Here is a 24,163-nt window from a genome sequence, read left to right as displayed (position 1 = left end):
CCGAGAGTTCATTCACTATGAGTAGTCCCATCGTCCACCTCCAGAGGCGACCACGTCGCCGAGGAGTACCTCGCGGAAACCGGATTCACCATCCCTTTGGTCGGCATAGATGATGTTGCGCAGATCTTGGCTACCAGCAGCGGCCGTGATGAGATAGGTGCCTTGCACGTCTCGAGGAATTCCAGCGTCAGCCAGGATCCAGGTTGCTTCTCTGGTCAGTTCGGTGTCCGAAATACTATTGCGTTCGTTGAGTGTTCCATTTTCAATCCAATCGATCGGGAGTGTCGAAGCCTCCAAATGCTCAGAGTCGCTGAGTCCTCGCAACATGTTGTACCGTATCGTGTTCTGTGCACTTGATTCCGTCAGATACATCGACGTGTCCAAGCCGTCTATTCCCGACGGTCGACCCACGTATTGCCCTTCGGCATCGATGATTTCGGAGTCCACAAGAACTCCGGCCGAGTAGACGATCGGCCCGGTGACCATACCGCCGGGAAGTGCTGTGACCGTGCCGGTGACAAGAGTCTGCGCGACCGCGAAAGCATCGGAACGGTATTGGTTCCGCGAGTCGATCGCGGCCTGTTCGGTCATCCTCTCGTTCTCGTACGCACTGCTCAAACCGACCTCGACGAGACTCTGCAACCGGCCCGAATACGTTCCGTAGGTGTATTTCCCCTCGCCGCCCAGTTGATCCAGCGCGAATCGACGATCGAAGTCGGTGGCCTGCGCGAGCGCTGCGCCGTTGATGAGTGCCCCGGCTGCGGGGTCGGTGTCGAGGAGAGTGAACACGCGGGTTGCCGGGACAGGGCCGAGGTCGCCGAAGCCGTGAGTGGGTGTGGCATGCTCGTCAGCTCCGGCCATGTCGGATGCATACGGTGCGAGTGCTTCCGAAAACGACTGGACTGCACGAGGGTTGATCTCTCCGAGGGTCCGGTCGGAGAGGCTCCCGCCAGGTTCGGGCATGTGGAGGAAACGGTCGAAGTTGTTGCCTCCATCCCAAGCCGATTCGGGTGATGACAATACTTCGGCCAGACCGTACGCTGCCTGTCCGGCTCGTTCTGCCCGCTCGATGTCGTCGGGATCGGTCGGGTCGGCAGGGACTGCGTCGGCAGCGATCCACTCGGTGAGACCGGCCAGGGTTGCTCCGTCGTCCTCCCACTCGCGGGTGAGCAGGGGCACGAGCACTTCGTCGCGGTCGAAGTCCGAAGGAGTGCCGTCGACATCGGTACCCGTCAACAGGTGGTGCGAGGCATCGGGATTGCGCGTGCCGATGTCGAGGAATGTGCGCGCGGTCTCGTCGTAGTACGACGGATCCGGGGTGGGGACCAAGTGTGGATCGGCATAGGTGGGTATGCCCGCCATGTATCCCGCGACGCGGTTCAGCTCGATTCCCATCTCGGTGCCGGGCCGATACTCGGGATTCGCTTCGCCGAGCACCGCACCGAGCGCATCGAGACGGTCGAATCGGTTTCCCGAACCGGGTTCACGAGGCCCGGGTTCGTATCCGTACTGGATGGTGTCGCGGATGTCCTGTGGCACCTGTTCCCAGCTGCCGCCGTAGTCGGGGTTCGACAACGTGAGTAGACCGTTACCCACCGCGTCCGCCCAACCTGCAGCAGTCGGATCGCCGTCGGCCTCCCATTCCTTGAATGTCGTGAACAGTTCCGTCAACTCGTCCTGCCCGAGCCCGTTGTAGAAGGCGTCGAGGTATTCGATACCGGCGCCGCTGTCGGCGGACAGGGCTCGTCCGATGCGTTCGAGGTCGGAGTCGCGGGCGCGGCCCGACATGATGAGTTCGGCGTCCTCGTCACCGCCTGGTCCGCTCAGCGTCCAGACGCCTTGGGTCCGGAAGTCTCCTCCGAATGTCGACAGTCGGATGGAGATCTGGTCGATCGTGTCGGCTGCGCCGCTGTCCAGTTCGTCGAAGGTACTCAGCGCGGACTTCAACTGCACTTCGAATGTGGCGGCTTCGTCGTCGAGGCATGCCTGCGCGACGACATCGGCGCGGGAGTCTCCCGTGTCGCATCGGGGTGGGGCGACGCTGCCGTCGTCATGGACGGTGAACCCGGCACCGAGCGCGTTGTCGGCGATGAGGACGACGGTGTCCCGCGCGGGAACCAGTGCGGCCGCTGCGGCACGAAGTGCCTCGACCTGTTCGGCGACTGCGTTGGCGATTCCACGGCCGACGACTCGATCGCTCCACGCGCGCGCCGCTGCGGCCGCGGCAGCCTCGCCCTGCCATGTGCTGAACGCGCGGTCGACATGGCGGTCGACCTGGTCGGTTGCTCTGCCGAATGTGATGTTGGAGGCTTCGACGCTGTCGGCTGTGGATGCCAGCGCCGCGAGGTCGAGTGTTCGGATCTGCGAGAGCGTCGACATCTACGACACTGTGCTTTCAGAGACTCCTGTGCGCTCGAAGCTGCTTCCCACTGCCTCGACCTGCCGCCTGAATTCGTCCTCTGCGGTCTCGTAGTTCCTCGCGCCGGCGGATGTTGCTTCGGCCATGCGGTGCAAGCAGATGGACATGGCGTGGTAGGCGGTGTGCAGTGGAGCTTCGGCGCGCGTGAGAGCGCCACCGACCGCTGACGACGTCATCGTTGTGGCCGCCGCAGCGAGCGGAGCTCCGGGCTCCAGCTCGCCGATGAGTTCGGCCTCCGACGTCAATGCCGACGCCAGGGCTCTCAGCGCGTCGATGTCCACTTGCAACCACGTCATCCGCAACCAGCTCCTGATCTTGAAACAGTCCCATCAGGATTGGACGCAGCAGAGGTCCGATCGGTTCCCTCGGACGTCAGGCGAATCTGACGGCGGTCCCCACCACGGCGTTGCGCACGCCGGTGAGCCGGGTCGCCGTCGCCACCCGCGCGACCGTCCGCGACGTCCGAACCAGGCGCTGTGTGCGACGACGTCGTGCCCGGTCGTAGCGGCCGAGAGCCTCGATGACCGGATGCTCGGTCAGCAACGTCGCGAGTGTGACACCGTCCACCATCGCTTCGCACGCGCCTCGACCGAGGTTGGGAGTCATCGCGTGCGCTGCGTCGCCGATCAGTGCTGTGGTTCCGCGCACGTACGACGGCAGAGCCGGCGACTCGTACAGATCGTGGTGCAGGACTTCGGCGGGGTCGAGCCGGTCGAGGACGTCGCGCACGCTGCGGTGCCAGTCGCCGAAGCGTGCGCGGAGCTCGTGGACCGTGCCTGCTCCACCCGCGGGCGTGCGGACGGCTGCGAACCAGTTGGTCAGGTCGCCGTCGCGCGGGGTGATGCCGAAGAGTGCGCCCGGGCCCCATGTCTCGCTCATCGCGGTGGTGGCTCCGGGCACCCAGCCGCGCCAGGCTGCGTAGCCGGAGTGCACGGGGCGATACGAAGGTCCGAAGATCTGGTCTCGGACCGCGCTGCCTATGCCGTCGGCGCCGATCACGACGTCGTAGCCCGTGAGGTCGGTGAGTTCGGGAGCGGCGGTCCCGAACCGGAGGGTATCGGAGGGAAGGGCTCCGACGAGGAGCTCGAGCAGAACAGGACGTGACAGCAGGATCGCCGGCGCCCGGATGTCGCTGAAGCGTCCGAGCACTTTCCCGTCCCACCTCATGAGTGCGCCGGATTCCTGCAGCACACCGAGGCGCTGCGCCTGTCCGCCCAGGCCGGCGAGTTCGAGCGCCTCGACGGCTTCGGGCCACAGTCCCAGTGCGGTGCCGGTGGTGGGCGGTGCTGCGGCCCGTTCGAAGACGTCGACGTGCCAGCCGCGGGTGGCGAGGGCGTTCGCGGTGGTGAGCCCGCCGATTCCTCCGCCGAGCACCGCGGCTTTCCCTGCGTATCCGGTGGCCATGCCTGCAAGATACTACTGATGTAGTGCGGTGTCACTACATTCGTAGTGTCGGTCGTAGGATCGTGAGGTGACCGACAAACGCACCACAGTGCTCGACGCCGCGATCGAACTGCTCGGGACAGAAGGCCTGCGCGCACTCACGCACCGGCGCGTCGACTCGATCGCCGACGTTCCGGCGGGGTCGACGTCGAATTACTTCCGCACGCGTCAGGCGTTGGTCGAAGGAGTTCTCGATCGCCTTCTCGAACGCGACCGGGTCGACGTGGCGGCTCTTGCCGGCGCCGCATCGGCAGCACCGCGCGACGAACGTGAGCTCGAAGATCTGCTGTGCGGATACGTGCTGTTCGCGACCGACAGTGACACGGTGCGGACCCGGGCGCGCTTCGCGATGTTCGTCGAGGCCATGTCCGTTCCGGAACTTCGCACTGCGGTGGAGATCAGACGCGGCGAGCTGAGGGCGTGGGGCGCGGCGATGCTGGCAGATCTCGGAGCAGATGGCCCGGGTGAATCCGACGCCGGTGCGCGGCTTCTCGTCGATTATCTCGACGGGGTGATCCTGCATCGGCTGACGTCCGGAAGCGATCCGGATCCGAGGGAGGGGATTCGCCGCATCCTCGACGCCGTGCTGCGTCCGCAGCACGCGCAGTGACGCCCCCGCTACGGGCCTGTTACCGGCATATTTCCGCTGTTCACGTGCAAAGTAGGGCAGCCTTGCTTGCGTAACCCCCGGTGGCCTGGCATATCGTTTGTTGCGAGGCGGTGGGCCCACGATGTCCCACCGATCGTCAGGTTCGATCCCGCGCTGCCGAAAAAGGCACCCGCACCGTCGCGGATGGGCGGATACTGACGAGGACAAGGTATCGGCGCACCCGGGTCGGTACCCATCTACAGCAGTAGATGGCCATCAGTGTTGCTGGTCGTCAGTTGCCATCACCGCAACGAAGGCTAGGTATGACTCATCTTCCCGGGCCTCGAGGGCTCTACCACCCGGCAAACGAGCACGACTCCTGTGGCGTCGCGTTCGTCGTGGACATGCACGGTCGACGCAGCCGCGACATCGTCGAGAAGGCGATCACCGCGCTGGTCAATCTCGAACACCGCGGTGCTGCGGGCGCAGAACAGAACACCGGCGACGGCGCCGGAATTCTCATCCAGGTCCCCGACGCGTACTTCCGCGCGGTCGTGGACTTCGACCTGCCCGCCGCCGGCGCCTACGCCACCGGCATGGCGTTCCTGCCCCAGGGCACGGATGCAGCCGACGCGGCGCAGGAAGCGGTGGATCGGATCGTCGAAGAAGAGGGCCTCGAGGTCCTCGGCTGGCGCGAGGTGCCGATCGACACCTCCGATCTCGGCTCGATGGCCAAGGACGCCATGCCGACGTTCCGCCAGATCTTCATCGCGTCGGGCGCGCGGGCCCTCACCGGCCTGGACCTCGAGCGACGTGCGTACGTGGTGCGCAAGCGCACCGAGCACGAACTCGGCAACAGCGGCTCCGGCCAGGACGGCCCCGGCAGCGAGACCGTGTACTTCCCGAGCCTGTCGGCGTCGACGTTCGTCTACAAGGGCATGCTCACGACGCCGCAGCTCAAGGGCTTCTTCTGCGATCTGCAGGACGAGCGCGTCGAGTCGGCGCTGGGCCTCGTGCACTCGCGCTTCTCCACCAACACGTTCCCGTCGTGGCCGCTCGCGCACCCGTTCCGCCGTGTCGCGCACAACGGTGAGATCAACACCGTCATCGGGAACTCGAACTGGATGCGTGCCCGCGAGGCACTCATCGACACCGACGTCTTCGGTGGTCGCGGCAAGCTCGAGAAGATCTTCCCTGTCGTCACCCCGGACGCATCCGATACCGCTCGTTTCGACGAGGTGCTCGAGCTACTGCACCTCGGTGGCCGCAGCCTGCCGCACGCGGTGCTCATGATGATCCCCGAGGCGTGGGAGCGGAACGAGGCGATGGATCCCGCCCGTCGTGCGTTCTACGAGTACCACTCGGCACTCATGGAGCCGTGGGACGGACCGGCATCGGTGTGCTTCACCGATGGCACGGTCATCGGTGCCGTACTCGACCGCAACGGCCTGCGCCCGTCGCGCGCGTGGGTCACCGACGACGGTCTAGTCGTCATGGCCTCCGAGGTCGGCGTGCTCGACATCCCGGCCGAGAAGATCATCAGCAAGCGACGCCTCCAGCCGGGTCGTATGTTCCTCGTCGACACCGCAAAGGGGCGGATCGTCGAGGACGAGGAGATCAAGTCGGAGCTCGCTGCCGAGCATCCGTACGAGGAATGGGTCGAGAAGGGTGTGTCTCGTCTCGAGGACCTCCCGCCGTCCCGCTACACGTACATGTCGCACGAGCGCGTCGTGCTGCGCCAGCAGGTGTTCGGATACACACGCGAAGAAGTGGATCTGCTGATCAAGCCGATGGCAGCGACCGGTGGTGAGGCGCTCGGCTCGATGGGGACCGACACTCCCATCGCAGTGCTCTCGTCGCGTCCGAGGATGTTGTTCGACTTCTTCTCGCAGCTCTTCGCCCAGGTCACCAACCCGCCGCTCGACGCCATCCGCGAGGAGATCGTCACGAGCCTCGGTGGCATGCTCGGCCCCGAGGGCGACGTGCTGCGGCCGACCGCGGAGTCGTGCCGCCAGATCCTGCTGTCGGCGCCGGTCATCGACAACGACGACCTGCAGAAACTCATCCACGTCAACGACAAGAAGCAGTACCCGGGATTCAACAGCGTCATCGTGCGCGGTCTCTACCCGGTCGCGGAAGGTGCGCGGGGTCTGCACACCGCGCTCGAGAGCATCCGCGAACAGGTGTCGCAGGCGATCGACAAGGGCGCCCGCCTGATCGTGCTGTCCGACCGCGAGTCCGACGCGAAGCTTGCGCCCATCCCGTCGCTGCTGTTGACCTCAGCCGTGCACCACCACCTCGTGCGCGAGAAGACCCGCACCCAGGTGGGCCTGCTCGTCGAGGCCGGTGACGCTCGCGAGGTGCACCACATTGCCGCCCTGTGCGGTTTCGGTGCGGCCGTGGTGAATCCCTACATGGCGTTCGAGAGCATCGACGAGCTGTTGCAGAACGGCGACCTGCCCGAGGGCATCACCCTCGACAAGGCCATCGCCAACTACATCAAGGGCGCGTCGAAGGGCGTGCTCAAGGTGATGTCCAAGATGGGCATCTCCACACTCGCGTCCTACACCGGCGCGCAGCTGTTCCAGGTCATCGGCCTGTCGCAGGAGCTCGTCGACGAGTACTTCACCGGACTGCAGAGTCAGCTCGGCGGCGTCGGCCTCGAGGAGATCGCGGCGGATGTCGCTGCGCGGCACCGGATGGCGTTCCTCGATCGCCCGTCCGAGCATGCGCACCGAGAGCTCGAGGTGGGCGGCGAGTACCAGTGGCGCCGTGAAGGCGAGTACCACCTGTTCAATCCGGACACGGTGTTCAAGCTCCAGCACGCCACTCGCACAGGCCAGTACAAGATCTTCAAGGAGTACACGAAACTGGTCGACGATCAGTCGGAGCAGCTCGCGTCGCTGCGTGGACTCTTCGAGTTCAAGACGGGGCTGCGTCCGTCGATTCCGATCGAAGAGGTCGAGCCGGCCGCCGAGATCGTGAAGCGGTTCTCCACGGGCGCGATGAGTTACGGCTCGATCTCGGCCGAGGCACACGAAACCCTCGCGATCGCCATGAACCGGCTCGGTGGACGCTCCAACTCCGGTGAGGGCGGCGAGCATCCGTCGCGCTTCACTCCCGACGAGAACGGCGACTTCCGTCGCTCGGCGATCAAGCAGGTCGCGTCCGGACGTTTCGGTGTGTCGTCGCACTATCTGACGAACTGCACCGACATCCAGATCAAGATGGCGCAGGGTGCCAAGCCCGGTGAGGGTGGCCAGCTGCCGCCGCACAAGGTGTATCCGTGGGTCGCCGAGGTGCGTGGCTCGACGCCGGGCGTCGGCCTCATCTCACCTCCGCCGCACCACGACATCTACTCCATCGAAGATCTCGCGCAGCTGATCCACGACCTGAAGAACGCGAACCCGCAGGCTCGCATCCACGTCAAGCTCGTCTCCGAGCTCGGTGTGGGCACGGTCGCAGCCGGTGTCTCGAAGGCGCACGCCGACGTCGTGCTCATCTCGGGCCACGACGGTGGCACGGGTGCCTCGCCGCTGACGTCGCTCAAGCACGCCGGTGCACCGTGGGAGATCGGCCTCGCCGAGACTCAGCAGACCCTCATGCTCAACGGTCTGCGCGACCGCATCGTCGTGCAGGTCGACGGCCAGATGAAGACGGGTCGCGACGTGATGGTCGCGGCGCTGCTCGGTGGCGAAGAGTTCGGGTTCGCGACCGCACCGCTCGTCGTCTCGGGCTGCATCATGATGCGCGTGTGCCATCTCGACACATGCCCGGTGGGTGTGGCGACGCAGAACCCGGTGCTGCGCAAGCGGTTCACGGGTAAGCCGGAGTTCGTCGAGAACTTCATGCTGTACATCGCCGAGGAGGTGCGCGAGTATCTTGCCGAGCTCGGATTCCGCAGCCTCGCCGAGGCCATCGGTCAGGTCGACTTCCTCGACACCGTGAAGGCCGTCGACCACTATCGCGCATCGAAGCTCGATCTGTCGCCGCTGCTCGAGAAGGTGACATCGCCGATCTTCACCGAGCAGGACATGCATTGCACCAAGGAGCAGTACCACGCGCTCGACAAGGCGCTCGACAACGAGCTGATCGTCAAGGCGCAGGCCGCTCTGGAGTCGGGTACCCCGGTATCGATTGCCACGACCATCACCAACGTCAACCGCACGGTGGGCACGATGCTCGGACACGAGCTCACCAAGCGTTACGGCGCGGAGGGTCTGCCGGACAACACGATCGACATCACCCTGACCGGCTCGGCGGGTAACAGCTTCGGCGCGTACGTCCCTCAGGGCATCACGCTGAAACTACTCGGCGATGCCAACGACTTCGTAGGCAAGGGCCTGTCGGGTGGCCGTATCGTGGTGCGCCCGCCGGAGAAGGTGGCGGCCGGATTCGTCGCCGAGGACAACATCATTGCCGGCAACGTGATCCTGTTCGGCGCGACCGGTGGTGAAGCACTCATCCGCGGTGTCGCCGGTGAACGCTTCGCTGTGCGTAACTCCGGAGCCACGGCCGTCGTCGAAGGCGTCGGCGACCACGGCTGCGAGTACATGACCGGTGGCAAAGTCGTGATCCTGGGCAGGACCGGACGCAACTTCGGCGCAGGAATGTCGGGTGGTGTCGCGTTCGTGTACAACCCGGACAAGGAATTCGAAGACAACCTGAACACCGAGCTGGTCGATCTCGAAGACCTCGAAGGCGAGGACTTCGTCTGGCTCAAGGGTGCCGTCGAACGACATCGTGACGAAACGGGCTCCGAGGTCGCAGCCCGCATCCTGGCCGACTGGTCACAGCAGGTCGGGCACTTCGCGAAGGTGATGCCTCGCGATTACAAGAAGGTTCTCATGGCTATCAAGGACGCCACCATTCGTGGTGGGAACGTGGACGAAGCGATCATGGAGGCGGCTCGTGGCTGATCCGAACGGCTTCCTGAAGCACGGTTCTCGCGAGACACCGGTACGTCGTCCGGTTCCGCTGCGACTGCTCGATTGGAAGGAGGTCTACGAGCCGTTCCCGCTCGAGACCCTCCAGGTCCAGGCGAGCCGCTGCATGGACTGCGGTATTCCCTTCTGCCACAACGGTTGCCCCCTCGGGAACTTGATTCCCGAGTGGAACGATCTTGCCTACAAGGGCAAGTGGGACGACGGCATCGAACGGCTCCACGCCACGAACAACTTCCCGGAGTTCACGGGCCGGTTGTGCCCCGCTCCGTGTGAGGCGTCGTGCGTGCTGGGCATCAACCAGGACCCCGTCACCATCAAGCAGGTCGAGGTCGAGCTCGTCGAGAAGGCGTTCGACGAGGGCAAGGTCACCCCGATCCCGCCGTCGAAGCTCACCGGACGCAAAGTCGCGGTCGTGGGCTCGGGCCCGGCCGGACTTGCTGCAGCTCAGCAGCTCACCCGTGCCGGTCACAACGTCACGGTGTTCGAGCGTGCCGACCGCATCGGCGGTCTGCTCCGCTACGGCATCCCCGAATTCAAGATGGAGAAGCGCTTCATCGACCGGCGTCTCGCGCAGATGGAGGCCGAAGGCACCGTCTTCCGCACCGGCGTGAACGTGGGCGTCGACATCACCGCCGACCAGCTGCGTGAGCAGTTCGACGCGGTCGTCCTCGCCGGCGGTGCCACTGTTGCACGCGACCTGCCCATCCCGGGACGCGAACTCGACGGTATCCACCAGGCGATGGAGTTCCTGCCCATCGCCAACCGCGTCCAGCTCGGCGATCTGCCTGCACCCACGATCACGGCGACGGGAAAGAAGGTCGTCATCATCGGTGGCGGCGACACCGGTGCCGACTGCCTGGGAACGTCGCACCGGCAGGGCGCCGAAAGTATTCACCAGTTCGAGATCATGCCGCGCCCGCCGGAGCAGCGCGCCGACTCGACCCCGTGGCCGACCTACCCGCTCATGTACCGGGTGTCGTCCGCGCACGAGGAAGGCGGCGAGCGAGTCTTCTCGGTCAACACCGAGCAGTTCGTCGGCAAGGACGGCAAGGTCACCGCGCTGAAGGCACACGAAGTGCAGATGGTGGACGGCAAGTTCGAGAAGGTCGAGGGTAGCGACTTCGAGCTCGAGGCGGACCTCGTGCTGCTCGCGATGGGCTTCACCGGTGCCGAGAAGCCCGGACTGCTCACCGATCTGGGTGTGGACTTCGACCAGCGCGGCAACGTCGCCCGCTCGTCGGAGTGGAACACCAACGTCGACGGTGTATTCGTTGCCGGCGACATGGGTCGCGGTCAGTCTCTGATCGTGTGGGCCATCGCGGAAGGCCGCTCGTGCGCGGCCGCGGTCGATCAGTACCTCGAGGGAGCAACGGCGCTTCCCGTCCCGATCACCACGCGGACCGTGCCGCAGCGCTGATGCAGAACCAGCGTTGATGTAGAACAGCGCTGACGTACCCGTACTGGGCCGCCCACCGGACGCCGGTGGGCGGCCCGGTGTGTTCCGGCGTCGCCCCGGTGCCTGAGCAGTTATCGTTCTGCGCATGAGTGCATCACGGAGTGTCACGACACGGGCACTGACGGTGGTCGCGGTCGGCGCCGGCGCTACCGCGATGGCCGTGCTGGCGGCACCGACGGCGGCGGCCGACCCCCTGAGCGAGTGCGTCCGTAACGGTGGGGGCACGGTCTCGGTGGACGGGGCCGCCCCGGTGGCACCGATTTTCGGCTTCGACGGTCTGCAACTGCTGGGTGTCGACGGCGGCAGCGGCAATTCCTGCATCACCAACGTCGGGCCGGGCGCTGTGCATGTCACTCACCCGGAGGGACGCGAACCGGGCCGCAACTACGTGGCGGATGCTCCGCTCGAGATGCGTGTCGATGGTGGCCTCGGCAATATCGCGGTCACGAACCTCGGAACGGGCGCAGTGACGGTCGATCGCAACTCGGCTGCCCCACGACCCCAGGCTGCTTCGGGCCGACAGCCCGCCGCGAACACACCTGATGCGCTGCCACAGTTGACGCTCGACGCCGGTAGCGACGGGGTGTTCGTCACCAACATCGGAACGGGCTCGGTCGACGTGGTCGATTGGGATCACGCGACGGGTCCGCTGCCGGACGAGATTCCGGCTCCGCCCGGCATGGTCGTCACCGACCCGATCACCGGCAACGTCTACGTCACCAACTTGTTCGGTCCGGCAGTGACCGTGGTGGATCGAGCGGGAGGGCCGGTCTCGCGGGTCGTCGAGAAACCCGATCCGGTCACCTCCCTCGACCACGGCACCAGCAATGTGTTCGTCACCAACATCGGGGGCGGCGCCGTCACCGTCGTGCGCGGATAGCGTCACTTGCCCCGCGAAAATATCGACTGATATCACGCCGCGTTCACGGATGTGTCATATTCGTTATGGAGACTTGGGCGCGGCGTGATGTGACGAACGATGGGCGGGGGATTCCGATGGGGTTCGGTAGGGGATCGGCGTTGTTGGCGGCGGCAGCAGTCGTCGCAGGTGCTGTCGTGGCAGCTCCTGCCGCGCAGGCAGATCCGGGTGGTTGCCCGACGTTGAATGTGATCGCGGTACCCGGAACGTGGGAAACGTCGAGCACCCCGGATCCGGAGCGCGGTAACGGCATGCTGGCCCAGGTCACGTCCGGATTACCGGCAGGTGCCCGGGTCGACTACGTGCAGTACCCCGCCACCGCTTTCCCATGGGAAGGCGACGTCTACGGCGCCTCCCGCAACCGGGCGGTCGACAATGCACGCAACCTGATCGCAGGGACCGCAGCGCATTGCCCCGGCACCGAGTTCGCGCTCGTCGGTTACAGCCAGGGTGCCGACGCCGCGGGTGATCTCGCCGCCGAGATCGGAACCGGACTCGGCGTGGTCCCGCCGCACCGACTTGCTGCAGTCGGCCTGATCTCCGATCCGCGTCGCTCCGAAGCCGATGCGCTCATCGGACCTCCGGTGCCCGGCAACGGTGCCGGCGGATCCCGCGTCGGCGGATTCGGATTCGTGAGCCCCAACGTCCGCACCATCTGCGCCGTCGGAGACCTGTACTGCTCGACGCCCCGAGAGGACTACGTGACGCGCCTCGCGGGGTTCCTCGCGATCACCGCGGGGACGGGTCCCGATGCGGTCGAGCACTACCGCGACGAGGCCACCATCCTCTACAACGACATCATGGCCGCCGGTGGAGTACCGACACTGCAGTTGCAGATCAGCCCCGAGGCGAACGTCGAACGGGAGACGCAGATCCGCGAGTTCTACGGGTCGCAGATCCACCAGGACTACTCGAACTACGCGGTCGACGACCGCGGCACGACGGCAACGATCTGGCTCAACAACTGGCTTGCGTCGAAGGTGTGACGCGAGCACTGCCGCCGTTCAATCGAGATCGAAACGCGATCCCACTCGCACTACTCGGGGAGCCAAGCGGCTCAGCCACTTCCGGGCCTTCGCGCCCGGAGCGACGGTGACGATGGGCCGATTGTGGCGCACCGCGGAGACGATCGCATCGGCCACACGCTCTGGTTCGACGTGCAGTCTGCGGTAGATCGACTGCGCGCGCTCGCGGCGAGCGACGCGCTTCTCCCTGCTGGGAGCGACGTATTCGGTGTTCCGGGTCAGGTTCGTGTTCACCAGGTCCGGGCACACCACGGTCACACCGATGCCGTGTTCGATCAGCTCGGCGCGTAGACACTCCGACAGCATGAACACCGCCGCTTTGCTCGTCGAATAGGCAGTGAGGTTCCGTTGCGTCATGAATGCTGCTGCCGACGCCACATTCACGATGTGTCCGCCGGTGCCGCGTTCGATCATCTGCGTGGTGAACGCGCGGCACCCGTACACCGCGCCCCAGAAGTTGGTGTTCATGACGTCCTCGAAGAGCGACTGCGGCGTCTCGACGAACGCACCGATCACACCGAACCCTGCGTTGTTGACGAGCACGTCGGGAATTCCGTGTCGTGACCGGACGGTTGCCGCGAACTCGAGTACCTGCTTCTCATCCGCAACATCGAGTTCGTAGGCGTGCGCACCGCCACCGAAGACGGCGGTCGAGCCACCGGCCGAGTCAGGATTGTCGATGAGGTTCACTGTGTCGAGCGCGCCGTCGAGATCTTTGTCGGCGACCACGACGATCGCGCCTTGGGCTGCGAAGGCGCGGGCTGCGGCGCGGCCGATTCCGCTCGCGCCGCCGGTGACCACGACCAGTGTTCCGGTGAGATCGTGGAGGCGGGCGCGGATAGCCGTACCGGCTCGCCATCTGCGGATCTGCGCGTACCGAGTGGGCATACCTTCCATCCAACACGACAGAACCGGGTGTGTCCGGCTTCCCTGCTCACACCACAGTGATCGAGCGGGTGTGCCATCCACTGGCGCCATCAGGGATCGGCTCGACACGCATTTCGGTCTGGACCTCGCCGTCCCGATCGGTGGCCCGTACCTGAAGTCTGTGCGTGCCGGGGGACGCCTGCCACCTCCAGTACCACTGTCGCCAGGTGTCGATGGAGTACTCCTCGGAGAGGGTTGCGTCGTCCCATGGTCCGTCGTCGGCTCGTACCTCGACCCGTGCGATACCGCGGTGCTGTGCCCATGCGGTGCCTGCGACCAGCACCTCGCCGGCGGAGACCCGCGCGAACGATGCCGGGGCATCGATCCGGGATGCTGTCTTGATGGGTGCCTGTTCGGCCCAACCGCGACGCGTCCAGTACGCCTGCGCCCGGTCGAACCGGGTTACTTCCCAGTCCACCACCCATTTGGTGGCCGAGACGAATCCGTACAGGCCGGGCACCACCTGTCGGGCCGGATAGCCGTGCTCGAACGGCAGCGGCTCACCGTTCATCGCCACCGCGAGCAGTGCGTCCCGGCCGTCCCGCAGGATTGCGATCGGCGTTCCCACGGTGAAGCCGTCGGCACTGGTCGACAACAGCATGTCGGCGTCGGGCGAGATGCCGGCCTCGTCGAGCAGGTCCTTGATCGGATAGCCGACCCAGGTGGCAGTGCCGGCGAGAGCGCCGCCGATCTCGTTGGACACGCAGGTCAAAGTGATGGTCCGTTCGATCGGTGTGCGGGCCAACAGATCGCTCCAGCTCAACATGATCTCTCGGTCGACCATGCCGTGTATCCGCAGAGTCCAGTCGTCGGTGCTGAGCATCGGAACCTGCAGTGCGGTGTCGATGCGGTAGAAGGCGTTGTTGCCGGTGACGAACGGCGTCGCCCCGGGGACCGCGATGTCGGTGCCCGGCGGGACGGCCGGAGCCCGGTTCCTCGCCGAGACGAGCGGGGCGACGAATGCCATGCGGTTGCTGATGGCTCCCGCGATCGTGCCTGCCAGGTTGCGACCTGCCACGCCCGCGGCTACTGCGACGGTCGCAGCGGCACCTGCCAGTACAAGGAAATGTCGGCGGGGCACTCCTGCGCCGGTGTGAGCTGCATCGTCGATCTCGTCGGCGCGACGTGTGAGGAGCGTCAGGGCCAGGACGCCGGCGGCGACACCCGTGAGCGTCGGGACTGCATCGACGACGGTCGCCCCGGGACGGGTCGTGGCCGCGTACATCCCGACGATGCCGAGGGTCACGAGTACGAGACTGCCGTAGGGGCGCCGCGGCCGTTCGACGACTCCGGCAAGCGCGGCGAGTATCGCGATCAGGATGCTCATCCCGATGAACAGCGCCGCCTTGTCGTTGGTGCCGAAGGCGGTGATCGCGATCTCTCGTGCCCACGAGGGGCTTCGATCGACAGTCGTGGATCCTACCGCGAAGAACGGAGACGCCGACGATCCGAACGGCACCGCCACAAGTTCGCCGACACCGAGCGTGACCGCAGCTGCCAGCACTCCGGAGAGCACACGCGCCAGGAGGCGGGGCCGCGCACGCGGGCGACGATCACCTGATTCATCGGACCCCTCGTGCGCACGTTCCTCATTCGTCGTCATGCCGTCTTCCTTCCACCATGTCGGGGAGGACTTCGGCACCGATCATGAATCGGATGGGTGCGCCGGGTGCGGCAGCGGACGACGCCGCTTTCCGATATCAGCCGAGATACACGAAGTGCGACGGACCGCCACCCGGCTGCGAGGAACCGGTGACCGCCGGGAAGTTGAACGGGAGTTCGGTGAGCTTGTGCGGATTCCCGTTCCCGTCGGCCTGCCAGCACTCGAGGAGCACGCCGTGGAACTGCGTGCACGCGATGCGTGTCGAGAGGCCGTACGGCGAGGTGAGCCTGTTCTCGGCGACCAGCGGATTCCAGAATTCGCCGTCGGCCGGAACGAGGAATGCGGGATTCTCGACTACGCTGACCGCGCCGTTGTCGGAGGGCCATTCCTCCGCAGCGGCGGTGCCTGCGGCGCCGAGTGCCGCTGCACCGGTGAGGGCAACGATCGAAACCATTCGAGTGAGGGTTCGCATGATCCCTCAGCGTAGGTGCCCACGCTCGCTGCCGCGCCAGGATTCACACACGCAATGTGTCGCGCACGTGCCCTGTCTCGTTGATCGATGCGACCCGACGTCTGCCGGTGCGGGAGACGAGAATGCGCGTGATCGATGCGTACTCGATCGGGAATGCCAGCGGTAGTTCGAGCCCGAGGAGGTCCTGCAGCACGATGTTGATGACACCGCCGTGCGCGAAGATCACTGCGGTGTCCTCGTGTGGGCACGAGGACACGACCTGGTCGACGGAGGTCAGCACGCGGGTGCGGAAAAGTTCCGCATCGACGAAATCGGGCAGGTGGCCTGCGAGGATGCGCTTGTAGGCATCGGATCCGAGTTCTTGTGCGGTTTCGAACGGAATGTAGTGATCGAGGTCGTAGTCGTACTCTGCGAGGCCCTTGATCTGCTCGACCGGCAGCTCCTGCTGGTCGGCGAGCGGCTGTGCTGTCTGGAGTGCGCGGAGTTGCGGACTCGAGAACAACCGCGAGATTCGGTAGGGCGCCAGTGCTTCCCGCAGCCGTCCGGCCTGAACCAGGCCCTGTTCGGTGAGGGACGGATCAGCGCGCCCCAGGTTCACACGGGCGTACTCCGGCTGGGCATGGCGGATCAGGAGAAGCTGCACGGTGTCCACCATGCCAGGTGAGCCCACGCACGGGGGAACGCCCCCGTTTCACGTGAAACAGTGGGTCTTCAGCGGCCACCTTGTGTGTACTGCACCTGGTCGTCCTCTCGGGACAGTCGCCTCGGGCGTTCTGTGATCGCCGTGGTCGTCGGTGCCTGGATCTCGGCGAGCAAGTGTGATGGGAAATAGATCGCCGCCGTCACACCGGCATTGGTATCCGAATCGAACGTGGGGCGGAGCCGGACGCTCATACCGTTACGAGCGGCGAGCCGCCCCACCACGAACAGTCCCATCTGTCGGGGTGCGTTGACATCGGCCTCGTCGCCGTCGGAGAGACGGGTGTTGATCTGGTCGAGCGCATCGCGTGGGATACCGATTCCGACGTCGGCGATCTCGAGGAGGAGTCCGCCGCCCTCCGCATTCGAGAACTCGAGCCGCACAGGGCTGTTCGGAGGTGATGCCCGCAGGGCATTGTCGACGAGTTCGGCGATCAGGTGCACGACGTCTTCGATGGCATTCCCGAGGAGATATCCGTGCGGGGTGCGCCCGATGTGGACCCGCTGGTAGTTCTCGACCTGGGAGACCGCACCGCGCAATACGTCCGTGAGCGGTGCCGGGGCGTTGCGAGTTCGGGGGCGGGTGCCCGCCAGCACGAGCAACGACTCGCCTGTGCGACGCATTCGTGTGGCGAGGTGGTCGAGGGAGAACAGGCTTTGCAGGCGGGCGGGGTCCTTCTCCTGGTATTCGAGCGAGTCGATGAGTGAGAGCTGTTGCTCGACCAGGGTCTTGTTTCGTCGCGCAAGTGTCTCGAACATGACATTCACTTGCTGCCGCAGGTGCGCCTGTTCGCCGGCGAGCCGAAGCGATTGGCCCTTCATCGAATCCACGGCTCGCGCCACTTCGCCGATTTCCTCGTCGGTGTCGACGCCGATCGGAGCGAGCTGAACATGGTTCACGTCGGCGCCGTCCTTCACCGCGGCGATCGCGGCGGGCAGATCGGTCTCCGACGCCGTGAGGGTGTCGTTGCGGAGGCGGCGGAGTGGGACGCCCAGCGACCGCGCCACGAGAAGCGCGATGACGAGCGCGAGGACGAGCATCGCACCGACCAGGATCGAGTCGCGAATGGCTGCGGACTGCGCATCGGCGGTAAGGCGGTCGAGTGTCGACGTGATCTGCTGGCCGGCGTAGACGATGGCATCGGCATACGGCTGCGAGGCCGACACCATCGCACCGCGAAGTTGTTCTCCGAATGCGGCGGTCGGCGAGTAGTTCTGGATCAGTGACCGACGCGACTCGACGTCGGCGAGCATTCCTTCGATCTGACCGGTGTCCAGTCGTGACCCGAGGAGAAGCCCCAGTGTCGATGCTTCCCGGTTGATCGCGTTCTCGGCAATCATCTGTCCGACCTCGGCGTCGGTGGCAAACAATCTCAGTGTTTCCAGCTCGTCCTGCAGATTGAGCTGCGCGTCCCACACGGTGAGCAGATTGTTGGCGTCGACGAGTGCTTCGTTGTCTTCGAGAAGGTCGAAGATGTCGCGAAAGATGTCCTTGCATCGCACAAGGAAGTCGATCGTGAGCCGACCACGTTCCGCCGTGCTGACGCCGGGGTTCATCACTGTTTGGTTGAGGATCGCGCCGTCGGCGAGGAGCGCGTCGAGTTCTTCTGCGATGGCAGGCTCGAGGTCGTTCGCGTCGGCGGTCTCGATCACGTTCTGCATTGTCGAGGTGACATCGTCCGATGTGGCCAACGAGGGTGCGATGCCGAGGCTGGTCACAGTCGCCATGCTGACCAGGGCGGTGGAGTACTCGAGCAGGGCCGGTGCGACGGCGATCTGGTGGGCCAGGGTGTCGTACCTGTTTGCTTCTTCGAGCTGGGTGGTGATGCGGAGAGCGCCGAGGACCACTGCGGCGAGCAACGGAACGGCCAGGACGACACCGAGTTTGTATTTCAGCCGCCAGTTGCCGAGCTGAAGGACACGGTTACGGCGGATTCTCACGCTCGGATTGCCCCTTCGAAAGGATGATGACGATTCCCGCGCAGAGCGCGCTGGAATACGTTCTACTCCTCCCGGGTGATCTTGTACATATCCCATCCCAATGTTCGGGTAAAGAGCGATGTGATATGCGCGACCTGAGGGTAATCGCGCATCAAATGTTCTGTATGTCCTATTAGTGAGGTTTTACGAACGGGAATGCCAGTGATTCACGAATGCTGCCACCGAGGATCAGCATCACGATCCGATCGACACCCATGCCGAGGCCACCCGTCGGGGGCATCGCGTGCTCGAGTGCGCGCAGGAAGTCGTCGTCGAGTTCCATCGCTTCCTCGTCGCCGCCTGCTGCAAGGAGCGACTGTTCGGTGAGTCGCGCCCGTTGATCGATCGGATCGGTCAATTCGCTGTAGGCGGTGCCGAGTTCGATACCCCACGCGACCAGGTCCCACTTCGCCGCGACACCTCGTTTCCGCGGATGAGGCCTGGTCAGTGGTGAGACGGACGTGGGGAAATCGGTGTAGAACGTGGGAAACTCGGTGCGGGATTCGACGAGATGCTCGTAGAGTTCCTGTGCCGTGGCGCCCGCCTCCCAGGCCGGGTCGTAGGCGATCGAGCGTTCGTCGCACATCCGGCGCAGTACCTCGACCGGAGTCTCGGCGTCGACGAACGTGCCGAGAGCCTCGGACAGCGCGTCGTGGAACGTCTTCACCGGCCACTCGCCCGAAATATCGATTTCCACCGGTGTTCCGTCGCTCCCCGGTCGCACTATGATCTCGCGGCCGTGCGCGGCAACGGCCGCCTGCTGGATCAGCGTGCGCGCGAGCGTGAGCATCTTCTCGTAATCGCTGTGGGCCTCGTACGCCTCGAGAATCGTGAACTCCGGGTTGTGCTTGAAATCGGCACCCTCGTTGCGGAATACGCGCCCGATCTCGAACACCTTCTCCATCCCGGCCACGCACAGGCGCTTGAGATACAGCTCGGGTGCGATACGCAGGTACAGGTCTGTGTCGTACGCATTGATGTGGGTCGTGAAGGGCGCGGCATTGGCCCCGCCGTGTACGGACTGCAGGATCGGCGTCTCTACTTCGAGATAGCCGCGGGTCTGCAACTGGTCGCGCAACGACCGGACCACCGCGCTGCGCGCCGCGATCAGGCGACGGGCATCGAGATCGATCGCCAGATCCACATACCGTCGACGTACCTTGGCCTCCGGGTCGACCAGCCCGCGCCACTTGTCCGGCAGCGGATGCAAGCATTTGCCATTGATCCGCCAGGAGTCGGCCAGCAGCGAGATCTCGCCGGTACGGCTACGCCCCATTTCGCCGGAGACCTCCACGAGGTCGCCGAGGTCGAACAGGAAGCGGCGCCCGGCAACACGTTCGCGGTCGACGAGAACCTGGAGATCGCCGGACCAGTCGCGTATCACCGCGAAAAGCACTCCGCCGAAATCGCGGATCCGCAGGATGCGGCCAGCGACCTGCGCCGAGGTCCCTCGGTTCGCTGTTCGTGCTTCGGCATTGGTGTGTGACGGCGGGTCGGCACTCGGATACGGGTCGACGCCGTACTCGATGATCCGCTCCAGCGTGTTCATCCGCAGGCGGTCCTGTTCGGGGCGTCGATGCAGGACAGGTGAGTTCGCCGGACGAGATGCGGCAGAATCGATCTGCGACGCGCTGCCGTCCTCGTGCACTGCTCCGGATTCGATGAGTTCTTCCGGGACCTGGGAGTGGGTCCCGGTGTGCTTCCGGATGTTTCGGCGCCCGAAGCTCGGGACGGTGAGAAATCCTTCAGCTACCGCGGAGGCCAATGCGACGCGCGGGATCTCGCGGTTGTCGCGGAAGCAGAGGAAACGCGGAATCCACTCCGGGTGGTACTTGACGTTGGATCGGTAGAGCGCCTCGAGCTGCCACCATCGGGAGAAGAACAGTAGGATCGATCGCCACAACCGCATGATCGGACCGGCTCCGATGCGCGCGCCTTCTTCGAACGCCGAGCGGAACACTGCGAAGTTCAGGGAGATCCGTGTGATACCGAAAAGTGGTGCATGTGTGGCAAGTTCGGTCACCATGAATTCGATGACACCGTTGGGTGCCTGCGGATCGCGACGCATGAGGTCGAGCGAGACACCGTTCTCACCCCACGGTGCGAGCGACAGCATCGCGACAGGCAACCCGTCGACGACAGCCTCGACGAGCAGGCAGTTCGCGTCGAGCGGATCACCCAGTCGTCCGAGTGCCATCGAGAAGCCGCGTTCGTTGTCGGTGTCGCGCCAGGCGTCGGCGAGACGGATGACGTTGGCCATCTCGACGGTACCGACATCGTAGTGTCGTCGAATCCGCACGGAGACACCATGTTTACGCGCCCTGTTGACTGCCTGCCGAACGGGCTTCATATCGTGTCCGGCGAGCGAGAAGTTCTGGGTGTGCAGGACGGCTTCGTCGCCGAGCTGAAGTACCGACAGCCCCGCGCGGTGATACGCCTGCGCGCCGTCCTCGCTCGCACCCATTACGGACGGTGTCCATCCGTACGCGCGAGTGAGTTCGAGCCATTCGTCGATCGCGTGTGGCCACGCTTCGCGGTCGCCGATCGGGTCGCCGGAGGCCAGGCACACGCCGATCTCGACACGATAGGTCACCGCGGCCTTGCCGCTCGGTGCGAACACGACCGCCTTGTCGCGTCGGGTCGCGAAGTATCCGAGAGAGTCGTCGCCGTGTCGCTCGAGGAGTCCCCGAATGGCTGATTCGTCGTTGCCGGTGAGGGCATTCGACGAGCGCTGTGAACGGAACAGCACGAGCAGGGCGGCGAGCAGGGCGAGCGCGCCCAGCAATCCGAGGGCGGTGCTGACGAGCCAATGAGTGTGGCCGGGGAACTGGTCGTTGTCGATGAAAGTCAGGGCGGTGACGCGATTGACTGCCCACAACAAGCGGTCGGACGGCGGCAACGATCCGGGGAACAGTTCGACGAGACCCCATCCGAGCAGGGTGGCTGCGACAAGACCGCCCACGAGCACCGCCAGCGACAGCGGAATCGACCCCGGCCGCACACGCGTGGTGAACTCACCGAATGCGAGCAGGAGCACACCGATGGCCACGAGGTGCACGATCAGTGCCACGAAATGACCCAGATCGCGATCCATGACCGCGAGCATCAGGTTCGTGATCGCGAACCCGCCGAGATAGATGGTGAGGATCCACCAGGCGATGCGCTTGCGGCCGGCGATCGCGGCGGCGAGCACCGCGACGACGAGCGCGAACGACAGACTCGTGTCGGGGGCATCGAAGTAGTACTCGTCGACGTAATTGCGTGGCGTGTGAATCCAATAGCGCAGGGTCGGGGACAGTGACCAGAGCGTCACCATTACCGCGTACACAGCGAGCAGAACCCCCGCGATGTGCGGGACGGCGGTCACACGACCCCCGAAATGTGAGGGTGCTGTGCGGCGCGCAGGTGCTGTGGGAGACGGGCCCGTCACCGGAGACGGTGGATCCGGCCTCGCGGTGAGATCCGCAGACATGCTCCTGACCGTAGCGCTGTCGGGCCCGCCTCGCGAACAGGACGGGTCAGGTTTTCGCGAGCGTGTCGGTGTCGGTCCGGGTGTCGGGCTCGTTGCGGGAGAGCGCGCTCGGCCACCAGATCTTTCGGCCGATGTCGATCGTCAGTGCCGGGACCACCAGCGACCGCACCAGCAACGCGTCGAGTAGTACGCCGAATGCCACGATGAACGCGAGCTGCGCCAGGAACAGCAGCGGTATCACCGCCAACGCCGAGAACGTTGCGGCGAGGACGATTCCCGCCGACGTGATCACCCCGCCGGTGACGGTGAGCGCACGCAGCGTGCCGATGCGCGTCCCCACCTTCTTCGTTTCCTCGCGTACTCGTGTCATGAGGAAGATGTTGTAGTCGACGCCGAGCGCAACCAGGAACACGAATGCGAACAGTGGCACCACGGGGTCGGCGCCCGGGAAGCCGAATACATGGTTGAACAGCAGCGAAGACACACCGAGCGTGGCCGCGAACGACACGATGACGGTGAGCATCAGCAGGACCGGTGCGACGATCGCCCTCAGGAGCACGATGAGCACCAGCAGCACCACGAGCGCGACCACCGGAATGATCAACGTGCGGTCGCGGGTAGCGGTGTCCTTGGTGTCGAGATCGACCGCGGTGGGTCCACCGACCAGCGCATCGGCACCGGGCACCGGGTGCACGGCGTCGCGGAGACGTTCGACGGTCTGCTCGGCGTCGAGTGAGTCGGCCGGATCGGAGAGAGTGGCCTGCACGGCGATCCGCCCGTCGACGATCGTCGGGGTGCCGTCGGGCCGGGTGACCGGTTCGACGGTGGTGACGCCTTCGATCCGGGCGGCGTCGGTGACGGCGTCGAGCGACGATTCGTTCGCGATGATCACCGTGGGGGAGCCACTACCGGCATCGAAGTGCTCGCCGAGGACCTGCTGACCGGACTTCGAATCGGTCTGGAGCAGGAACAGATCGGAGGAGGCGACACCGCTGGCCTTGAACTGCGGCAGCAACAGGGCGAACGCGACGAGGACGAGGCTGCACACGATCCAGATCGGGCGAGGCGTCGCTCCCACCCGACCGGCGATCCGGCTCCAGAAGCGGTGGGTCTGTTCGAGGTCCTCATGGTCGAAGCCGGGCTCGTACTTCGGCCTCGTGGGCCAGAACGCGACCCGACCGAGCAGGACAAGTGCGGCGGGCAGGAATGTCATGGACGCGACGAACGACGCTGCGATACCGATCGCGGCGACGGGGCCGAGCCCGCGGTTGGAGTTCAGGTCGGACAGCAGGAGGCACAGCACGCCGAGGATGACGGTGCCCGCGGAGGCCGCGATGGGTTCGAGCGATGCGCGCCAGGCGACGCGCATCGCGGCGTACTTGTCTTCCTGGAAACGCAGTTCCTCCCGGAAGCGGGAGACGAGCAGCAGCGCGTAGTCGGTGGCCGCGCCGAAAACGAGAATGAACATGATGCCCTGGCTCTGCCCGTTGAGCGCGATCGTGCCGGCGTCGGCGAGCAGGTAGACGAGCAGGCTGGCGAGCGCGAGCGCGAACACGGCGGAGACGATGACGACGAACGGCAGGATCGGGCTGCGGTAGACGACTATCAGGATGAGCAGCACCACGCCGCCTGCGACGAGCAACAGCAGACCGTCGATTCCGGCGAACGCGGCCGACAGGTCGGCGGCCTGACCTGCAGGGCCGGTGACATGTACGGTGAGTCCCTCGGGTGCCCCTTCGAGTGCGGTGCGCAGTTCGGAGACGGCGTCCTTGACCTCGACGTTGCTGTCGATCGGCACGATCATCTGCGCGGCTTGCCCGTCCTCGGAAGGAATGGGCGGTGGCCCCGCCGATTCGGTGGCGAGGAATGCGAGGTCGTTCGGGGTGATCCCGCCGTCGCGCTCGGCGACGACGATCGCCGGGATGGCATCGCTGTCCCTGAACTCGGCGTAGATCTCGTCGGCACGGGTGGATTCTGCTGACGCGGGGAGGAAGGAGCTCGCGTCGGTCGAGGCGACCTCGCTGAGTTTGCCGGCGAAGGGCCCGCCGCCGCCCGCGATCCCGAGCCACACCAGAAGCAGGACCGCGGGTATCAGCCAACGCAAACGCGAACGGCGTGGACTCGGTGTCGTCGTGGTGCTCAAGCGTCCTCCTGGTCTGGCAAGCACGAAACCTGCAGGCACCATGTTGCCCCATCGGTGTCTGTGTCCTGAG

15 protein-coding genes are annotated in these 24,163 nt (G+C 65.4%); 5 read left to right on the top strand and 10 right to left on the bottom strand.

Annotated elements, in window-relative coordinates:
- Positions 1 to 15: 15 nt before the first annotated feature.
- The 3 genes from ACZ46K_RS04085 to ACZ46K_RS04075 form a co-directional block, all read right to left on the bottom strand.
- The gene (locus tag ACZ46K_RS04085) at positions 16 to 2,379 is read right to left on the bottom strand and encodes a TPR repeat domain-containing protein (protein ID WP_464746810.1); all 2,364 of its coding nucleotides are present in this window, start codon (positions 2,377 to 2,379) and stop codon (positions 16 to 18) included.
- Positions 2,380 to 2,715: a hypothetical protein gene (locus ACZ46K_RS04080; RefSeq protein ID WP_054805247.1), complete on the bottom strand. Its 336-nt coding sequence runs from the start codon at positions 2,713 to 2,715 to the stop codon at positions 2,380 to 2,382.
- Between the two features lie 76 nt (positions 2,716 to 2,791).
- Positions 2,792 to 3,823, bottom strand: a complete 1,032-nt coding sequence (locus ACZ46K_RS04075) for an FAD-dependent oxidoreductase (protein WP_464746808.1) — start codon at positions 3,821 to 3,823, stop codon at positions 2,792 to 2,794.
- A gap of 67 nt (positions 3,824 to 3,890) precedes the next feature.
- Here ACZ46K_RS04075 and ACZ46K_RS04070 point away from each other — a divergent pair, with 67 nt between their 5' ends.
- The 5 genes from ACZ46K_RS04070 to ACZ46K_RS04050 all read left to right on the top strand — a co-directional run bounded on the left by ACZ46K_RS04070 (position 3,891) and on the right by ACZ46K_RS04050 (position 12,758).
- A complete protein-coding gene (locus ACZ46K_RS04070; RefSeq protein WP_054805248.1) occupies positions 3,891 to 4,472 on the top strand; it encodes a TetR/AcrR family transcriptional regulator in 582 nt (193 codons plus the stop codon).
- A 302-nt stretch (positions 4,473 to 4,774) separates the two neighbouring features.
- Entirely contained in the window at positions 4,775 to 9,370 is a 4,596-nt protein-coding gene (gene gltB, locus ACZ46K_RS04065) for a glutamate synthase large subunit (protein WP_464746806.1), read from the top strand.
- Positions 9,363 to 10,814: a glutamate synthase subunit beta gene (locus ACZ46K_RS04060; protein ID WP_464746804.1), complete on the top strand. Its 1,452-nt coding sequence runs from the start codon at positions 9,363 to 9,365 to the stop codon at positions 10,812 to 10,814. The genes gltB and ACZ46K_RS04060 overlap by 8 nt, the downstream gene beginning before the upstream one ends.
- Positions 10,815 to 10,938: 124 nt before the next feature.
- Entirely contained in the window at positions 10,939 to 11,733 is a 795-nt protein-coding gene (locus ACZ46K_RS04055) for a YncE family protein (RefSeq protein WP_464746802.1), read from the top strand.
- Positions 11,734 to 11,849: 116 nt separating this feature from the next.
- On the top strand, positions 11,850 to 12,758 hold the full coding sequence (locus ACZ46K_RS04050) for a cutinase family protein (RefSeq protein ID WP_464746800.1): 909 nt from the start codon (positions 11,850 to 11,852) through the stop codon (positions 12,756 to 12,758).
- Between the two features lie 18 nt (positions 12,759 to 12,776).
- Here the strand turns inward: ACZ46K_RS04050 and ACZ46K_RS04045 are convergent, their stop codons facing one another.
- The 7 genes from ACZ46K_RS04045 to ACZ46K_RS04015 all read right to left on the bottom strand — a co-directional run bounded on the left by ACZ46K_RS04045 (position 12,777) and on the right by ACZ46K_RS04015 (position 24,135).
- Entirely contained in the window at positions 12,777 to 13,685 is a 909-nt protein-coding gene (locus tag ACZ46K_RS04045) for an SDR family NAD(P)-dependent oxidoreductase (protein ID WP_054810087.1), read from the bottom strand.
- A gap of 46 nt (positions 13,686 to 13,731) precedes the next feature.
- Complete coding sequence (locus tag ACZ46K_RS04040) at positions 13,732 to 15,327, bottom strand: molybdopterin-dependent oxidoreductase (RefSeq protein WP_054810086.1); 1,596 nt, start codon at positions 15,325 to 15,327, stop codon at positions 13,732 to 13,734.
- A 97-nt stretch (positions 15,328 to 15,424) separates the two neighbouring features.
- The gene (locus tag ACZ46K_RS04035; RefSeq protein ID WP_464746797.1) at positions 15,425 to 15,781 is read right to left on the bottom strand and encodes a hypothetical protein; all 357 of its coding nucleotides are present in this window, start codon (positions 15,779 to 15,781) and stop codon (positions 15,425 to 15,427) included.
- A 61-nt stretch (positions 15,782 to 15,842) separates the two neighbouring features.
- On the bottom strand, positions 15,843 to 16,442 hold the full coding sequence (locus tag ACZ46K_RS04030; protein WP_054805255.1) for a histidine phosphatase family protein: 600 nt from the start codon (positions 16,440 to 16,442) through the stop codon (positions 15,843 to 15,845).
- A gap of 68 nt (positions 16,443 to 16,510) precedes the next feature.
- Positions 16,511 to 18,439 carry a sensor histidine kinase gene (locus ACZ46K_RS04025; protein ID WP_054805250.1) on the bottom strand — a complete coding sequence of 643 codons (1,929 nt, stop codon included), beginning with the start codon at positions 18,437 to 18,439 and terminating at the stop codon, positions 16,511 to 16,513.
- A 172-nt stretch (positions 18,440 to 18,611) separates the two neighbouring features.
- Complete coding sequence (gene lysX, locus ACZ46K_RS04020; RefSeq protein WP_464746795.1) at positions 18,612 to 21,950, bottom strand: bifunctional lysylphosphatidylglycerol synthetase/lysine--tRNA ligase LysX; 3,339 nt, start codon at positions 21,948 to 21,950, stop codon at positions 18,612 to 18,614.
- A 46-nt stretch (positions 21,951 to 21,996) separates the two neighbouring features.
- The gene (locus tag ACZ46K_RS04015; RefSeq protein ID WP_464746793.1) at positions 21,997 to 24,135 is read right to left on the bottom strand and encodes an MMPL family transporter; all 2,139 of its coding nucleotides are present in this window, start codon (positions 24,133 to 24,135) and stop codon (positions 21,997 to 21,999) included.
- Between the last annotated feature and the right edge of the window lie 28 nt (positions 24,136 to 24,163).

Source organism: Rhodococcus sp. JCM 9793 (assembly GCF_055380405.1).
The sequence above is the reverse complement of the archived record's forward strand: the minus strand, read 5'-3'. Positions and strand labels throughout refer to the sequence as shown.

Coding starts and splice junctions, on each gene's coding strand:
- ACZ46K_RS04085 (WP_464746810.1), bottom strand. CDS start 2,379: ATGTCGACGCTCTCGCAGATCCGAACACTCGACCTCGCGGCGCTGGCA.
- ACZ46K_RS04080 (WP_054805247.1), bottom strand. CDS start 2,715: ATGACGTGGTTGCAAGTGGACATCGACGCGCTGAGAGCCCTGGCGTCG.
- ACZ46K_RS04075 (WP_464746808.1), bottom strand. CDS start 3,823: ATGGCCACCGGATACGCAGGGAAAGCCGCGGTGCTCGGCGGAGGAATC.
- gltB (WP_464746806.1), top strand. CDS start 4,775: ATGACTCATCTTCCCGGGCCTCGAGGGCTCTACCACCCGGCAAACGAG.
- ACZ46K_RS04055 (WP_464746802.1), top strand. CDS start 10,939: ATGAGTGCATCACGGAGTGTCACGACACGGGCACTGACGGTGGTCGCG.
- ACZ46K_RS04050 (WP_464746800.1), top strand. CDS start 11,850: ATGGGGTTCGGTAGGGGATCGGCGTTGTTGGCGGCGGCAGCAGTCGTC.
- ACZ46K_RS04045 (WP_054810087.1), bottom strand. CDS start 13,685: ATGCCCACTCGGTACGCGCAGATCCGCAGATGGCGAGCCGGTACGGCT.
- ACZ46K_RS04040 (WP_054810086.1), bottom strand. CDS start 15,327: ATGACGACGAATGAGGAACGTGCGCACGAGGGGTCCGATGAATCAGGT.
- ACZ46K_RS04035 (WP_464746797.1), bottom strand. CDS start 15,781: ATGGTTTCGATCGTTGCCCTCACCGGTGCAGCGGCACTCGGCGCCGCA.
- lysX (WP_464746795.1), bottom strand. CDS start 21,950: ATGTCTGCGGATCTCACCGCGAGGCCGGATCCACCGTCTCCGGTGACG.
- ACZ46K_RS04015 (WP_464746793.1), bottom strand. CDS start 24,135: ATGGTGCCTGCAGGTTTCGTGCTTGCCAGACCAGGAGGACGCTTGAGC.